General features: G+C 36.7%; 17 protein-coding genes. 3 read left to right on the top strand and 14 right to left on the bottom strand.

Annotated elements, in window-relative coordinates; genetic code table 11:
* Window positions 1-53: 53 nt before the first annotated feature.
* Window positions 54-1,472, bottom strand: a complete 1,419-nt coding sequence (locus DRF61_RS05285) for a RagB/SusD family nutrient uptake outer membrane protein (RefSeq protein ID WP_111954779.1) — start codon at window positions 1,470-1,472, stop codon at window positions 54-56.
* Window positions 1,473-1,483: 11 nt separating this feature from the next.
* Window positions 1,484-4,306, bottom strand: a complete 2,823-nt coding sequence (locus DRF61_RS05280; RefSeq protein ID WP_111954777.1) for a SusC/RagA family TonB-linked outer membrane protein — start codon at window positions 4,304-4,306, stop codon at window positions 1,484-1,486.
* Between the two features lie 349 nt (window positions 4,307-4,655).
* Between DRF61_RS05280 and DRF61_RS22860 the strand changes: the two genes are divergently transcribed.
* From DRF61_RS22860 to DRF61_RS05270, 3 genes are read left to right on the top strand one after another with little or no spacing between them, the layout of a single operon-like run.
* Window positions 4,656-5,060 carry a DUF4197 family protein gene (locus DRF61_RS22860; RefSeq protein WP_228452596.1) on the top strand — a complete coding sequence of 135 codons (405 nt, stop codon included), beginning with the start codon at window positions 4,656-4,658 and terminating at the stop codon, window positions 5,058-5,060.
* A gap of 44 nt (window positions 5,061-5,104) precedes the next feature.
* Window positions 5,105-5,326: a hypothetical protein gene (locus DRF61_RS22855; protein WP_228452594.1), complete on the top strand. Its 222-nt coding sequence runs from the start codon at window positions 5,105-5,107 to the stop codon at window positions 5,324-5,326.
* Between the two features lie 41 nt (window positions 5,327-5,367).
* Window positions 5,368-5,673: a DUF493 family protein gene (locus DRF61_RS05270; RefSeq protein WP_111954775.1), complete on the top strand. Its 306-nt coding sequence runs from the start codon at window positions 5,368-5,370 to the stop codon at window positions 5,671-5,673.
* A 40-nt stretch (window positions 5,674-5,713) separates the two neighbouring features.
* Here DRF61_RS05270 and DRF61_RS05265 read toward each other — a convergent pair whose 3' ends face one another.
* The 12 genes from DRF61_RS05265 to DRF61_RS05210 all read right to left on the bottom strand — a co-directional run bounded on the left by DRF61_RS05265 (window position 5,714) and on the right by DRF61_RS05210 (window position 15,316).
* Window positions 5,714-6,064 (bottom strand): arsenate reductase family protein, encoded by a 351-nt coding sequence (locus DRF61_RS05265; protein ID WP_111954773.1) that lies wholly within the window; start codon window positions 6,062-6,064, stop codon window positions 5,714-5,716.
* Window positions 6,065-6,148: 84 nt separating this feature from the next.
* Entirely contained in the window at window positions 6,149-6,763 is a 615-nt protein-coding gene (locus tag DRF61_RS05260; RefSeq protein ID WP_034705905.1) for a deoxynucleoside kinase, read from the bottom strand.
* A 29-nt stretch (window positions 6,764-6,792) separates the two neighbouring features.
* Window positions 6,793-7,758 (bottom strand): hypothetical protein, encoded by a 966-nt coding sequence (locus DRF61_RS05255; RefSeq protein WP_111954771.1) that lies wholly within the window; start codon window positions 7,756-7,758, stop codon window positions 6,793-6,795.
* A gap of 173 nt (window positions 7,759-7,931) precedes the next feature.
* Window positions 7,932-8,954 (bottom strand): glutaminyl-peptide cyclotransferase, encoded by a 1,023-nt coding sequence (locus DRF61_RS05250; protein WP_111954769.1) that lies wholly within the window; start codon window positions 8,952-8,954, stop codon window positions 7,932-7,934.
* 202 nt (window positions 8,955-9,156) lie between these two features.
* Window positions 9,157-9,663: a GNAT family N-acetyltransferase gene (locus DRF61_RS05245; protein WP_111954767.1), complete on the bottom strand. Its 507-nt coding sequence runs from the start codon at window positions 9,661-9,663 to the stop codon at window positions 9,157-9,159.
* Window positions 9,664-9,667: 4 nt separating this feature from the next.
* Window positions 9,668-10,093 (bottom strand): SRPBCC family protein, encoded by a 426-nt coding sequence (locus DRF61_RS05240; protein WP_111954765.1) that lies wholly within the window; start codon window positions 10,091-10,093, stop codon window positions 9,668-9,670.
* A gap of 25 nt (window positions 10,094-10,118) precedes the next feature.
* On the bottom strand, window positions 10,119-10,724 hold the full coding sequence (locus tag DRF61_RS05235) for a hypothetical protein (RefSeq protein WP_111954763.1): 606 nt from the start codon (window positions 10,722-10,724) through the stop codon (window positions 10,119-10,121).
* A 15-nt stretch (window positions 10,725-10,739) separates the two neighbouring features.
* On the bottom strand, window positions 10,740-12,353 hold the full coding sequence (locus DRF61_RS05230) for a Na+/H+ antiporter (protein WP_111955075.1): 1,614 nt from the start codon (window positions 12,351-12,353) through the stop codon (window positions 10,740-10,742).
* Between the two features lie 235 nt (window positions 12,354-12,588).
* On the bottom strand, window positions 12,589-13,593 hold the full coding sequence (locus DRF61_RS05225; protein ID WP_111954761.1) for a bestrophin family protein: 1,005 nt from the start codon (window positions 13,591-13,593) through the stop codon (window positions 12,589-12,591).
* A gap of 88 nt (window positions 13,594-13,681) precedes the next feature.
* Window positions 13,682-14,359 (bottom strand): DUF2490 domain-containing protein, encoded by a 678-nt coding sequence (locus tag DRF61_RS05220; RefSeq protein WP_111954759.1) that lies wholly within the window; start codon window positions 14,357-14,359, stop codon window positions 13,682-13,684.
* Window positions 14,360-14,592: 233 nt separating this feature from the next.
* A complete protein-coding gene (locus DRF61_RS23000) occupies window positions 14,593-14,724 on the bottom strand; it encodes a hypothetical protein (RefSeq protein WP_262510819.1) in 132 nt (43 codons plus the stop codon).
* A gap of 142 nt (window positions 14,725-14,866) precedes the next feature.
* Window positions 14,867-15,316 carry a VOC family protein gene (locus DRF61_RS05210; protein ID WP_111954755.1) on the bottom strand — a complete coding sequence of 150 codons (450 nt, stop codon included), beginning with the start codon at window positions 15,314-15,316 and terminating at the stop codon, window positions 14,867-14,869.
* Window positions 15,317-15,341 lie beyond the last annotated feature (25 nt).

Here is a 15,341-nt window from a genome sequence, read left to right as displayed (position 1 = left end):
TTACTAAAAGAAGAGGAGAACTTTCATTCTCCTCTAAAGTTTATGGTTTATTTTTAATAGCCCGGATTCTGTGTAAACAGCCCGTTACTTTCATTGATGACATCCAATGGAATTGGGAAAAGTTCATTCTTTCCAGCCTTAAACCCATAAGGAGTCAGTACTGTTGCGGCCTGTCCTGTTCTTACCAGATCTACGAAACGATCACCCTCTAATGCCAGCTCTACTCTACGTTCATGCCATATTGCTGCTCTGAGAGCTGTCTGTGTTGAGGCTGTAGTACCTGGAAGCTGCGCTCTGGTCCTAACCTTATTAAGATTTGTAATAGCTGCGGCAGTATTCCCCAGTTCATTTGCTGCTTCAGCATTTATTAGTAGTATTTCAGCAAATCTCAAAATTCTGATATTTTGGATCGATCCATAACCACATGCATTATTATTGAGTGCCTTTGGTACATACACTTTCTGGTTGTAAGTAGTAACAGATTGAGGATCTCCCATTGCAATCAGGTCTCCTTCCGGAGTAATTTCTCCATTTCGGAGAATGGTTAATTCTTTACGAATATCTCCTGGTTCAAATGCATTTTCCAATGCCTGAGAAGGGGTAAAGAATCCCCAACCGAATTGATTTCTTACTCCCTGAACCTCAGCATACTGGCTACCTCCAAACTGAGCTGAACATTGACAGTTAACTTCAAATACTGATTCTGATCCGAATTCTCCAGCTGGTCTGAATAAATGATTGAAATCCGGATCTAAACCATATCCCAATGCAATAACCTGATTGGTAGTATCATAAGCTTTCTGCCAGTCTTTTTTATAGAGATAAACTTTAGAAAGCAGCCCAAGAGCAGCTCCTTTTGTTACTCTTCCTAAATCTGCAGCGCCATAACTTTGTGGAAGAACAGCTGCAGCGCTTGTAAGATCTGAAATAATAAAATTATAAACTTCATCCACAGAGTTTCTTGGAATATTATAATTGGTCTGCAGACCATCAAATATTGGAACACCACCATAGATTCTCACCAAATTAAAATAAAAATATGCTCTTAACATTTTGGCTTCTGCAACCAATCTGTTCTTCAAATCAGCATTCATTTCAATTCCCGGCACTTTAGAAATTACCTGGTTAGCCCTATTAACAGCCTGCCATTGCCCAATCCAATATCCTCTTACTCCATCGTTACTAACGGTGTATGTAAAATTATCATACTCATTGATAAATGATGCATCTCCGGGATTCGAGCCTTTCACCACATCATCCGCAGGCACTCCAAAAACAAACTGGTATGGAAACGCTGAATTGTCCCAGCTTCTCAAAAAACTATAAATAGCATTGGTTCCATTCATTGCATCCTGTTCTGTGGTAAAAAATGTAGACGCTTCAATTACCCCCTCTTCTTTTATATCCAAAAAATCATCTTTGCAACTAGCTAAAAGAGAAACTAATGCGATTGATAAAAATATTTTTTTCATAACTCTTCTAATTAAAATGTTAAATTCATACCAAATGTATAGATCGCCGAGATAGGATAGATATTCTGATCAACTCCCATTTGTACTCTGTCTGTATTCATAATTTCAGGAGAAAAACCATTATATTTGAAACTGGTCCAAGGATTCTGTGCGCTTATATACAATCTCAGTTTAGTGATAGACATAGAATTTGTAAATGCTTTCGGTAAGTTGTATCCAATCTGAACATTTCTGATTCTAATATAGCTCCCGTCTTCTACATAAAAACTGTTAGGTAAGATAATAGCCTGATTATTCGTAACCATTGAATAAGAATTAGATGATCCTGCACCAGTCCATCTGTTATTATAAAAATCTAGGTCCCAATTTTCGTTTCCAAAACGCTGTTCACGGTTATAATTATATATCTTATTTCCGAATACTCCCTGGAAATCAATAGCAAAATCGAAGTCATAAATATTCATATTAACTCCAAAACCATAAGTTCCTTTAGGAATAGGGCTTCCCAAAAATGTTTTATCTCTTGTATCAATAACCCCATTTCCATCCAGATCTGCAAATTTAAATCCGCCAGGCTGTGCTTGATTCTGCGTTGCCCAAGCATTTACCTCCGCCTGATTCTGGAAAATTCCAGCAACCTGATATCCATAATAAGATCCAACTGCCTGCCCTTCCTCAAGTCTTATAATAGAATTACCAAATAAGCTGACCCCTGTTTCTAAATAGGAATCCCCATATACTGAAGTGATTTTGTTTTTCAAACCTGTAAAATTACCATAAACGCCAATGCCAAAATTTTCGTTGATTTTAGTATTATAATTTACGGAAACCTCAAATCCTTTATTATTAAAAGAATAGGCATTGGTAACATAATTACGCCAATTACTTGCTCCAGAAACTGTTCCTTGGAAAATTCCATATACGACATCTTTGGAATCCTTGCTAAAATAAGTAGCATCTATCTTCAGCTTATTATTAAGTAAAGCCATTTCCAAACCTAAATCTCCACCGGATGTGGTTTCCCATCCAATGGTTGGATCTATTATTTCATCAATAGTTTGTGCAGGATATCCTGTATTTCCATAATATGCACCACCTGCAATACTTGAAACATTTAGTGTATATTTTCTTGTTACATTAGGGTTTCCTAGCTTACCGTAACTTGCTCTCAATTTTAGAAGATTAAACAGATTCTGTTCACTCATAAAATTTTCTTTGGATACTACCCAACCTACACTTACTGCCGGAAAAATCTTATATCTATCATCTGAAGAAATTTGTGAAGTTCCATCCCTACGGATAGAAGCATTCAATAGATATCTTCCTTTATAATCATAATTCAATCTTCCAAAGAAAGACTCAATACGATACTGATCCTGATTTAGGCTTAACTCCGGTCTGTCATTATTATAAATCAAGATATCAGTTCCATTACTTATGCTTAAAGATTCGTTCGTCCCGTCATAGCGTACATTTTGCGCTTCAGCGTAGGTTTCAGAATAGGAATTTCTTGTTCTGGAAAAACCTGCCAGCACTTCAAAATTGTGACCTCCAAAAGTTTTCTTCCAGGTTAAGGTATTGTCCCAAACATAATTTCTGTCTCTGGAATCTCTTGTAATTAATTTTGTTGGTTTTTGGTCTGCAACAGGAACATAAGTAAGTGTCGGGGAATACTCATATTTGTTTGTATTAATATTATCCGACGTATAGCTTACTCTTAATGTAAAGTCTTTCAAGAATTTGTATTCTCCCCAAATATTATTCAGCAGCCTTTCCTGCCTGATCTGCGAACGGAATAAATCCAGCTTGGCTCTTGGGTTAGGAATAGAATATCCATTGAAAAACTGATAATCTCCTGTTGCAGCATTCATCGTTGAAAATATCGGAGGAGCAGTATAGGCATCTAACAATGGATTCTGTGCTGCATCCGTACGCATTTTCGAAAATGAAAAATTATTTCCAATGGTTATATTGTCCGTTATTTTATATGTAAGGTTTAATTTTGTATTTAACCTGTTGAATCCGCTTCCTGAATTTATACCTCTTCCTGCAGCTAAATTACCTTCATCCTGCAAATTTCCGATACTTCCATAATAGTTAAGTTTCCCCAAGTTACCGGAAGCCGAAAAATCATTTGAATTAATAATACTTGTCCTGAAAATTTCTTTAAACCAATTGGTATCTGCCGGAAAGTTGGATCTGCTTAAATATGCGGCAGGATCGGTAACTTTTTCATTTCTCAGCTTTTCATTATATAATTCTATATACTGATCAGAATTAGCCATTTCTGGAATATTGGTTACTTTTTTAAAGCCCAGATATGAATTAAAATTAAAAACGGGCTTCTTTCCTCTTCCTACTTTGGTTTTAATAATCACAGCTCCATTGGAAGCTCTGGCTCCATAAATTGCCAAACTGGAAGGATCTTTAAGAACACTCATGGATTCAATATCCTGAGGATTCAAAAATGAGATATCATCCGTAATCATTCCGTCAACAATAAATACAGTCTTCCCTGTAAGTGAACCTACTCCCCTAATATCCACTCTAGGCGAACTACCAGGAGCTCCGGAATTCAAAATTTGAACACCAGATAGCTTACCTTGTATTGAGCTTATTGGGTTGGCATTCGGTTTATCAGCAAGATCTTTTGCTGTTACCAGCCCGATACTTCCGGTAATATTCTCTTTTTTCTGAGAGCCATATCCTATCAAAACCACTTCCTCGATCTTCTGCTCTTTGAGAGTGTCTTTCGGTGTAGTCTGCGCATTGACGTTCATACCGAAGTACAAAACCGCAATGAGGCATGAATACTTTAAATCACGTTGTTTCATATAGTTCAATTTTATTCGTACAATCTAATTTTAAAAACATGTCCTTCTTAGTGGAGTTATTTAAATTCTCAAAAAAAGACATTACTCAAAAATAGAAAAAAAATCGAACAATGTTAACATATTGTAAAAATTTAAAAAACTCAAATGAATCTTATACAGAAAGCTAAATAATTCACATTAGAATAACTAAATTACATTATAAATATGAATTTACAACAAAATACCTAATCGAAAACCTTTTACTTTTAACAAAAAAATCCCCAAATACGTAATAAGAATTTAATATTTTGTTAATACGGTTATAGTGTTTACCTTTGGCGCAATATTTGGAAAAATAAGAAAAAGATCAATGAAAAAATACATTATAACAGCAGCATTATTAATTGGAACCGGTACATTAATTTTTACCAGTGTTCAATCCTGCACAACCATGGCGACATCCGACCTTGGATTATCTATTATTAAAAGAGTTTTACTGAACGGTATAGATAAAGGAATGGGGATTTACAGCAACAAGGAAGCTTTCCTTCAAAATAATATGGTGGATAAGGCTCTTCCAAAAGAGCTGAGAGACATTAATTCTACCCTTGAAAAAATTGCTCCTTCCCTGGTAGCTAAGGAAAGAGATTTTATTGCACAGGCAGCAGCATATACCGTTAACACATCAAAGCCTATTCTACAAGGGGCTGTAAACAGTTTAAATGCACAGGATGTGACAAGAATTATTCAGGGTACAACAGCAACACAGTCTTAAAGGAGAAGACCTCTCAGCAGCTCGTTGCTGCCATCGCTCCCAAAGTGGATGAGAAACTGAATGAATATGGAATTGCAAAAACAATCAATACCGCTCTTTCAGGAAATAATCTTTTGGGCAGCCTTCTTGGTGGAAGCAACAGTAATGTAAACACCGGTGGCTTGAGCAGACTTGCCTCTGAACAGCTGGTGAACGGACTGTTCAATATCATTGAAGATTACGAGCATCAGAACTCTAAAGCACTGCTTGGACCACTTGGAAAATAGAAAAATTTTCGCTATATTTATATATAACTTAACAACTGCAGATGGACATATTACAAGGAAACCAACACGCTAACCCTGAGGATTTTTATAATTCTCTGAAGGAGAAACTGGAAGGTCACCATGACTTTCCTGAAGATTATTTATTTAAATTTATCATTCCCACAGATCAGGCAAAACTTACTGAAATTTATAAAGTTTTTGACGGTATCAAGTTTACATTGGGAAACCGCGAAAGCAAAAACGGAAAATACACCGCATGTAATATCAATGCATTCGTTCTGGATGCAGATCAGGTGGTGAATATTTATAAAGATGTCGCTAAAATAGAAGGCGTCATTCTATTGTAAGAGAAAAGAAAAGTCAGCTAAAAGCTGACTTTTTTTATTATTATTTTTCAATAAAGAATTTTACATTCTCAATAGGTCTCCCCAGCATGGCAACAGATCCTTTGATCAGGATAGGCCTCTGTATCAGGGAAGGATTCTCAGACAGGATTTTAATCCATTCTTCTTCAGAATAATTTTTATCAGCATAATTTTCCATATACAGCTTATCTGCTTTACGGATCATATGAAATACGCTCTGATTCAGCTTTTTCAATACTGTTTTGATTTCCAAGACGCTCAACGGATCTTCCATGATGTTGATGATCTCAAAAGGCACACCGTTTTCATCAAGATACTCAAGTACAGCATTTGATTTAGAGCAGTTCCCGTTATGTAAAACCTTAACCATCATAATGTTACTATTTAAAATTGAACTTTCTCCTTAAAGTTAGGAAGAATAAACGGAGAGCTTCTCTTAAATTCTGATAAAAATTTGTTAAAATAAGCCGTTCAGTTCTGCTTCTATCTTTTCAAGAATAAACCCAAAGTCTTCGGGCTTTTCTACAAAATCCAGGTCATCCACTTCGATTACCAGAAGTTTTCCTTCAGTATAATCGGAGATCCATTTTTCGTATTTCTGATTGAGTTTTGACAGGTATTCAATACTGATCGATGCTTCATATTCCCTTCCTCTTTTGTAGATCTTTTTCACAAGATTCGGAACATCGGATTTAAGATAAATTAACAGATCCGGAGCAGAGACGAAAGACTTCATCAGACCGAAAACAGATACATAGTTATTGAAATCCCTGTCTGAAAGAAGTTTCATGTCATTTAGGTTTTCAGCAAAAATATGGGCATCTTCATAGATCGTACGGTCCTGTATAATATTCTTACCGCTTTCCCTGATCTCTTTAACCTGACGAAATCTGCTTCCCAAAAAGTAAATCTGAAGGGCAAAACTCCATTTGCTCATATCCGCATAAAAATCTTCGAGGTAAGGGTTGTGATCTACATCTTCAAACTGTGCATCCCATCCGTAATGCTTGGCAAGCATCGTAGTTAATGTTGTTTTACCGGCACCAATATTTCCTGTAACTGCAATATGCATTCTCCTTAATATTTTTTATTTAATCCTGACTAAACACCTGCAGCCTGAACCTCGGATGTGTCTTCCATCAGCTTTTGTAGAGTATTATCCGGAGCTTTTTTATCAGATTCCGTCTTTTCTACATCAGTTTTTTCCACTTCTGTTCCAACTGGCTGTTCAGATGGTGGTTCTGGAGCTGGCGGAGCAACCTGCTTGGTTTCGGGTTCTGTCTGCAGTTTAGTTTCCTTTATTTTTTCAAGGCTGTAAAGATAGAGTTTGTTCGCTTTGATTTCAAAATAAGAAAGGATGTTTTTATCCACAATTTGTGCGTCTTTATCTTCAAAAATTTTAATCATCCCTTTTTCCGGGTCATATTTCAGGATCGAATTGTCTGCGACCACCAAAATAACATCATTCTCCCGTCTGAATCTTTTCCCGTTTTCAAGTGGAGCTTCAAAGAGCTTTTCAAATTTCAGCGAGTATATCCGGATATGTTTCCGGGTTAAAATATAGACTTTATTTTCAAATACAAGCAGATCCATCATATCATCAAAACTGATATCAAAAGGATAAGAATTAATTGTTGTATCGTTTCTGAAGTTATACTGAATCAGTCGTTTCGTACTGTCATCCAGAAGCCACAGCTGCTGAAGATCTTCGGCATAGGCCATTTTGATAAACCCGAACTTCTGTCTGAAATCTATTTTCTGGATCTCGTTCATATTCTGATCGACAAATTTCATTTCCTGGGCATTTTCTGAGAATAATGCCAGGCTCAGCGGGTTCTGCACAGACTGTACTTTATATGGCACCGTAAGCATCATTTTTCCAAGCTGTTTTCCTAAAGAATCGTATTTGGTAAAACTGAAATCTTTGTTTTTATAGATATAGAGATTGCCGTAGTCGTCCGCCAGCATATCTTTAGCTTCCTTCAGCTTTAATGTATCTAAAGGAAGGGACTTCTGTGCGTTTACTGTACAGAAAAAGAAGATAAATATGATGTAAAATAATTTCAAAATCTATTTTGGTAAAGATAATTTTCCTATGCGGAACGTCGGCAATTTACACACTTTTATTTAAATTTTAAAAATGAATTATTAATAGTAATCTTATCCATTTTAGCTAGTCTTTTAGTTAAAAACAGCGCTCCTGAGGAACGCTGTTTTTTATAGATAAATCTTCATTCAGATTATTTGATCTGAACTTCATAGATTTTAGGCCAGTTTTTACCGGTTACGAGCATATTGTCACCTTTGAAAGCAATACCGTTCAATACGTCATCACTTCCTTTGGTATTTTGTTTTGCAATATCTGTAAAGTCAAATGTACCTACTACTTCTCCCGTTGCAGGATTGATCTTTAATACGACAGGTTTCTGCCATACATTCGCATAGATAAATCCGTTGTGGTATTCCAGTTCATTCAGCTGGTCATAGATCTGGGAACTTCCTGCTACTGCAACATATTTGATCAGTTTTGAAGGATTGTTGGCATCCAGGAAGTATAAAAGCTTGCTTCCATCCGATGCTATCAGGTTTTTTCCGTCATACGTAAGTCCCCAACCTTCGCCCAAAACATTCGGGTAAGCAAATTCTGAAAGCAGTTTCAAAGAGCTTTTATCATAAATATAGCCTTTTTTGCTCTGCCACGTCAGCTGATATACTTTATCACCTACAATGGTGCTTCCTTCAGAGAAATCTTCCTGAGCCTGCTTTGTAGAAGCAAGCGGGGTTGTAGTTCCTAATGTATATTTAAGGATCTGTGAAGAGCCGTTCTGCCCGTCACTTTCATAGATTGTATTTCCTTCGATCTGGAAACCCTGAACAAAATTCTTTGGATCGTGCGGGTATTCAGCTATGATCTGATATGCCATGGTTTTTTCAGGATTTTTTGCAAATACATTGATGGTTGCATCCTGATTAAGGGTTTTTCCGCCTTTTGTTTTGATATTAAAAGTAACAGCATTATCACCTAATGTAAAGAATTTAGGGTCAACAGTTAAGCTTGAAGTTTCTTTATCTCCAAAGCTGATACTGATGCTTTCAGCATTTTCCGTCACCTCTTTCGGAAGTTCAAGTTTATCCCCAAAATGATATCCTTTTTCTACCATTGAATTATTATACTCATTCAAAGTGTTCAGGATTTTCTCATCTTTATTACAAGACGCCAACATCAAAACCACCGCTAAACCTACTATTATATTCTTTTTCATTGAATTTCTAAATATTTCTCCAAAAATAGCAAATTTTATTCCGTATTGCCAATATAATCCACAGGCTGTCCAAATTGTACTATATAACCGTTGTGGTCATACACCGTAAACTCCCTCCTATTCTATTCAAAAGTCCTGATCTTACAACAGATTTTACTTTTGTTTTAAATCTTTTAGGAACGCAGCGCAGTAAATGTTGTCATTATTCCAGGGATTCAAAAGTATCCGTATTAATTTTCATATTAATAGAAATCCATAGCTCGTTATCGATGCTGACTTCGCTCATGACACCCGGATCAATCTCAAATCCTACTTTTTTATAGCATTCAATAGCTCCGGTATTCCAGTCGTATACATTCAGCTCAGCTGTTTTTCTATCTAAATGACTGAAGCCATATTTCAGCAGCTCCTTTACAATTTTCTTTCCATAACCTTTTCCCCGATTGTTTTCATCCCAGATCAGGATTCTTCCAAGCAGGAAAGTATGGTTTTTCAAAAAGATTTGAGCATGACCGATCACATTGTGCTCTGATGTATCAAAAACCCTGAACATAAATCGGTTTTCGTTTTTCAGATCATCTTCCAGCTGTTCTTTTGTAAGGGGAAAATAATAAGCAGGACCGGCAAACTGAAGAAGTGATCTTTTGTCTTTTATTTTAGAAATCAGTTCAGGAGCATCTTCTGCTTTAAAAATCTGCAGCTCAATCATATTCTTATTTTTCCAGGTATTCTTTCATACTTTTTCCGATAATTCCGTTCCAGCCTTCGGTAAAACTTTTCTTTGAAAAATTTTCGCCCAAACTATCGAAACCTTCAATATCATCATGAGTCAATGTTACCAACGTTCCGGTGTCTTCTTTCTGAAGATCCCATGTTACGGTAGTTACGGCATCAGAAAGTTCAGGATATGACCATGTATGTTTTAATTTTTGATTGGGAATAATTTCCAGAATACGGCACTGATGGTGATATTTCTTAGCTTCACCCGGCTCATAGAAATTAAATTCTTTTCCTGCTTCCAAAGTAAAATCATGGATATCAAAATACCAGGATTTCATTTCATTTTTATCAGTTAATGCTTTCCAGACTTTTTCTGCCGGAGCATTTATTTTGTACTGAACAGTGATTGGGTTGTTCATATCTTTATTTTTTAATTAAAAAAATTTAAATACTTGAATTCAATTTTTCCAATATCTTTTCTTTTTCCATTTTCCAGCGTTCTGATAACTCTAAAATCAATTCATCTGAAAATCTTATTTTCACATCATCGCCACCAAACCTTTCCTGATGTATTTTAAAGCTTTTAATAGCTTCCTCAAACGGTTCATCGTCTACAACCTCAACAGTACAGTTTTCGATTTCTAAAATATTTTTGGCAAATGAACCTACTGCCGTCTCAATTGTTCTGAGGTCAATTTCTTCATCAGGATGCCAAATATCTATGAAACGCGGTTTTACTCCTTTTTCATTTTTGGGAGCATCATAAGATACTTCCTGGAAATCTTCATCCTCAGGCTCGTCATAATAGAACCAATAATGACAGGCATTATCTGATAAATATTTCTGGACTGCATCAAAGAATTCTTTTTCGCTTTCCTTGTTTGATAAATTTCTTAAATATCCTTTTGTATTTAAACAAACTGCTCCAATTCTCTCGCCAGATTCATAAAATAGTTCCAGATCTTCCCAACCGGCCTTATCACAAAGCCCATAAATTCCCCACCATAAATTGGAAGATTCTGTTTTTACAATAATTTTTTTCGCATCCATTGTCTAAATTATAGCTTACCCATGAGAAAATCCGGTGATTTTCGCTTCATCAAAATCCAGCTGCATCTCAATGGTTCTCATGACATGGTCATCAAAAATCTTCTCCTTTTTCATCCGGTGCAGCTCATTTCTCTGTGCCTGGATGATCTGGCGGAGCACATCTTTATTTTCATTGATCGCGTTGACGTAATCTCCTGTAGAAGCCATACACTGGGCTTTATCTGCCATCAGCATCATTTCGGTTTCCAGCTTATGTTTCTGGTGGCGAACCAAAGTATTTTTTTCTGCCAGCTCAGAAAAATCATTTTCCATTTTGTGCAGTGCTGTTTCTTTAAGCTTACGCATAAGGATCACTTCCTGTTTTTCTTCAGGTAATTCGCTTCCGGCATCATCTATTTTCAGCCATTTCAGGATCGGAGTCAAAAGAAGCCCCTGTCCTACCAGCGTGATCAATATAATAACGAAAGTTACGAATAAAATAATGTTACGGTGCGGAAAAGCTTCTCCATTTGGCAAAAATGCCGGAATCGAGAGCGCTGCAGCCAGTGAAACAACTCCTCTCATAGCCGCAAAACTGATGATGAAAGGTTCCCGCCAGTCCGGTTTGGGAACTTTTAACCTTAATTCTTTTGAACAGAGTCTCGGGAAATACATGACAGCATAACTGTACAATATCCTTGTAAAAATAATAGCTCCTCCAATTACAACGCTGTAAAAGATTCCTTCTGAAATGGTGTAATCTTTCATAGCGGCAACCACCACCGGAAGCTCAAGACCAATAAGAATAAAAATAATAGTATTCATAAGGAATATAAGTACACTCCAAACATTTCCGGACTGTATTCTTGAGGTATGACTTAAGTAGCAGTGTGAATTATACGACATCAAAAGACCTCCGGCTACCACAGCCAATACTCCTGAAAAATGGAAGTGTTCTGCCCCTACATACATAATGTACGGAACAATCAGCGTAATCACCGTATCAATATTGGAGTTGGAAGGAATAATCCTCAACAAAGCCCCAAACAAGAGTCCTGTAGCTATACCTACTGCCACTCCACCTACTGCCATCAGAAAGAAGTCCTGAATAGCATCTCTCCATATAAACTGTCCCGAAATAACAGCCGCTAAGGCAAATTTAAAGACAATTAAACTGGAAGCATCGTTGATGAGACTTTCGCCTTCCAGAATACTCGTAATCTTTTTAGGGATTTTCATATGTTTCAATACGGAAGTGGCTGCTACTGCATCAGGTGGGGAATTCACCCCTCCAAGCAGGAATCCCATTGCAACAGTAAGTCCCGGGATAATGGAAGATGAAAGATAGGCCACTACAACTGAAGTTAAAAATACAAGCCCAAAAGCCATTGAAAAGATCTGCTTTCTCCACTTGTGAAAATCCTGCCATGAAGTAAACCATGCCGCTTCAAAAAGAATTGGAGGAAGGAAGATCAGGAATACAAGATCTGGCTCTATTTCAATATGTGGCATTCCGGGGATCAGACTGATCAGAAGACCGGCAATAACCAAGAAGATGGGATAAGCTACTTTCAGCTTTTGCCCTATCATCACCAATATCATTACAGACAAAAGGACCGCAATGGATATGATAACATAACTGTGAATCATTTTGATTTGTTTTTTTAGTTGTTTTTTGATTTTGAAGTTGACTAAATACAGAGACACTAAGTTTTTAAAAACCTTGCTTTTAGGCGCAAAAGTATGACACTTAACTAAGGCTGGCTTTTAAAGTCTATCTTTTTTAAAACCTTATAAGTTTTGGAAGTCTATAAGCTTGGAAGTTCTGTTTTTATTTAAAATTCTATCGACTGATTAGCAGTATATATTCAATCTAACCTCTATTTTAAAGTACAATATTGTTCTTCGGAATAATGGCTGGCGGAAGTTCAGTTTCATCCAGCATATCTCTCATATCAATCTCTATGGTACGGCTGATCTGGGTGATTGGCACGTCATTCGGGCTTCCTTCAAAAGGGTTTACCGAAGCTTCACCTACACTGTCCAGTGTATGGAAACACCAGGTAACCATCAATGAAAATGGAATATTAAACCATATGGTCCAGCCTTCCAAAACGGTTCCTTCACCTAATTTATCCAGTTCTTTCAGTAATCCAAAAGGTACGAAAAGAATAAACAGCAGCAAAAGATACGTGGTAATGGATGAGAAGTTTCTCGGATAAGGAAAGTTCTTAATCCTTTCTGCTTTTCCCTGGTCATCTGTAAATTTTACCAGCTGCTGGTTGATCTGTGTCCATTGAAAATCATTGATATCTCCTTTTGCATAAGCTTCGGATAACTCTTTGCTCTGGCTGGCCATCAGCTGTGTTGCCCTGTTTTTTTTGCTTAAAATGTATTGAAGTTCGGTTTCGGAAATATACTTTTTCAGCTCATCGTCCAGCTGGGTCAGTCTTTCCGGTATATCATATTTTTTAGCATATTCATCATATTGTGCGGTTCCCATATTCTCCCAGGCTCTGGGCTCTCTCAGTTGGAAACGGAGTGCTGTAAGCCATGCATAATGACGGGAAAACATTTCTTTTACTTTTTTCGGATCTTTTGCAGAAAGGGAGTCTCTCAGAATGTATCCGAAGCTACGGCTGTCATTGATGATGGCACCATAGATCTGTCTGGCTTCCCAAAGCCTGCTGTAGCTGGCATTGTTTTTAAAACCAACAATAAAAGCCACTGCAGTTCCCAAAATGGCAATGGGCTGCCAGGGAACGGAAACAAATTTCCAGCCTAAAAAGTACAATACAGTAGGTATTGCCGACAATATCGTTAGAACATAGATACTTCGTCTTGTCCAGGTAGCGAACTCAAGCGCACCAAATCTTTTTCCTGAATGCATATGTGTTATTTATTTTTGATCTGTTGATTCTATTTCCTAAACTAACAGTTTTTTTCTTCATCAAGGCATCCGGCAAAGACTGTTAATATTAATTTTTGTTAAAAGGAATATTATTATAAAAACCGATCTGGATCTGCCCCCGGTTTCTGTTTTCCTGGATCTGATTCATATAACCGGCTTCTATCCGCATATTTTTATTGATAACATATCCTAAAGCTCCATATACTCTGTTCCTGTCGAAAACCGGACTGTCAAAATGCAGAAAAATCTCATTATATACCGAAGCATATAGAGATTTCGGGAGCATTTCTTTTTGGGTAATGGGTATATTCAGTCCGATCATATAGCGGAATCTCATCCTGAAATCATCCTGCAGAAAACGTTCTTCCAAACGATATCTGTGCTGCAGATTAAAACGTCCGAACTTCTGTTTCGTAATAAACTGCTGGAAAATCCTGTGCTCAATATTCTCTTTTTTCTCACCGTTTACATAAGGCCGGCTCAAAATAAAACCGTAACCCAGCAAAACGTTATTGTTATTTTCCGTCAGATCATACCCTATTCCCGTACGGATCAATAGCTGTTCGAGGTCTCCTACTGCATCAAAATTCCGGTACTGGACTTCGTTGTGCCAGTTCAGCTTCTTGCTGATCTTATTATTTCCAAAATACATGTACCATGCTCCTAAATCATTTTTCTGCGCAAATGTCGTTATCGACCCCAGACTTAATACTGTAAATACCAGCTTCGTGAAGATCTTTCTCATGTTATTCAATTACTATTATCTATCGTACAAAACAAAATTAATAATTTAAATCAATAATAGCAAACAATAATGAATGGAGAATTCAATCGAAAATATTTTTAATTAATTTAGGTATAGTTCTTAATTAACCGGGAATTTGCCTTAACAAAATCTCATTGCCTTCTGTATCAAAATAATGCATGTCATGACATTAAAATCCATTTTCCAGCCTTTTATTCCGATCTCTGAACAGTCTATTCCTCCTCTGGAATGGAAACCGTATACACCGAAACTCCAAAATTCTTTATGGCCTGGGTTACTTCGGAAAACCTGCTCCGCTTTTCACTTTTGGGTGCCGCTTTAATCTGTTCAATTGTAAATTTCATCACTGCTTTTTTATTTGTTTTAATTATCCATATCCAGATCTCTTCCTACACTCTAAATTATGTTTTTTTTGGAATGAAAATATAAAATAAAACCGGCAGATCTCTCAGCCGGTTATTTTTAAACTTTATTTCGTATAGAATCTTAAGGATGCTGTTGCATTTTCGCAGGATCATCATAGTTTACCATCCAGTTGATTCCGAATTTATCGGTAAACATTCCGAAGTATGCTCCCCAAAAAGTATCTGCCATAGGCATTGTCACCTGTCCTCCGGCAGAAAGTCCACCGAATAGCTTATCTGCTTCTTCTTTGGATTCTGCATTGATGGAAATAGCGAAATTATTTCCTGCTTTGAAATTGGAAGACCATTCACCACCTGTATCACTTCCCATTAAAATGGTTTCTTTAGATATTGGAAGAGAAACGTGCATAATTTTGTTTTTATCTTCTTCAGAAGTTTCTTTGCCTTCCATTGGAGGCATTTCCCCAAAAGTTCCAATGTAAGGATATTCTCCTCCGAAAACTGATTTATAGAAGTCGAATGCTTCTCTGCAGTTTCCATTAAATGTTAAATAAGTGTTTACTGATGCCATTGATTGTTTTTTATGAGTTAAGTTT

The organism is Chryseobacterium lathyri (assembly GCF_003290185.1).
Lineage (GTDB): Bacteria > Bacteroidota > Bacteroidia > Flavobacteriales > Weeksellaceae > Chryseobacterium > Chryseobacterium lathyri.
This window is presented reverse-complemented; position numbering and strand designations above follow the sequence as displayed.

Coding starts and splice junctions, on each gene's coding strand:
- DRF61_RS05285 (WP_111954779.1), bottom strand. CDS start 1,472: ATGAAAAAAATATTTTTATCAATCGCATTAGTTTCTCTTTTAGCTAGT.
- DRF61_RS05280 (WP_111954777.1), bottom strand. CDS start 4,306: ATGAAACAACGTGATTTAAAGTATTCATGCCTCATTGCGGTTTTGTAC.
- DRF61_RS22860 (WP_228452596.1), top strand. CDS start 4,656: ATGAAAAAATACATTATAACAGCAGCATTATTAATTGGAACCGGTACA.
- DRF61_RS05270 (WP_111954775.1), top strand. CDS start 5,368: ATGGACATATTACAAGGAAACCAACACGCTAACCCTGAGGATTTTTAT.
- DRF61_RS05265 (WP_111954773.1), bottom strand. CDS start 6,064: ATGATGGTTAAGGTTTTACATAACGGGAACTGCTCTAAATCAAATGCT.
- DRF61_RS05260 (WP_034705905.1), bottom strand. CDS start 6,763: ATGCATATTGCAGTTACAGGAAATATTGGTGCCGGTAAAACAACATTA.
- DRF61_RS05250 (WP_111954769.1), bottom strand. CDS start 8,954: ATGAAAAAGAATATAATAGTAGGTTTAGCGGTGGTTTTGATGTTGGCG.
- DRF61_RS05245 (WP_111954767.1), bottom strand. CDS start 9,663: ATGATTGAGCTGCAGATTTTTAAAGCAGAAGATGCTCCTGAACTGATT.
- DRF61_RS05240 (WP_111954765.1), bottom strand. CDS start 10,093: ATGAACAACCCAATCACTGTTCAGTACAAAATAAATGCTCCGGCAGAA.
- DRF61_RS05235 (WP_111954763.1), bottom strand. CDS start 10,724: ATGGATGCGAAAAAAATTATTGTAAAAACAGAATCTTCCAATTTATGG.
- DRF61_RS05230 (WP_111955075.1), bottom strand. CDS start 12,353: ATGATTCACAGTTATGTTATCATATCCATTGCGGTCCTTTTGTCTGTA.
- DRF61_RS05225 (WP_111954761.1), bottom strand. CDS start 13,593: ATGCATTCAGGAAAAAGATTTGGTGCGCTTGAGTTCGCTACCTGGACA.
- DRF61_RS05220 (WP_111954759.1), bottom strand. CDS start 14,359: ATGAGAAAGATCTTCACGAAGCTGGTATTTACAGTATTAAGTCTGGGG.
- DRF61_RS23000 (WP_262510819.1), bottom strand. CDS start 14,724: ATGAAATTTACAATTGAACAGATTAAAGCGGCACCCAAAAGTGAAAAG.
- DRF61_RS05210 (WP_111954755.1), bottom strand. CDS start 15,316: ATGGCATCAGTAAACACTTATTTAACATTTAATGGAAACTGCAGAGAA.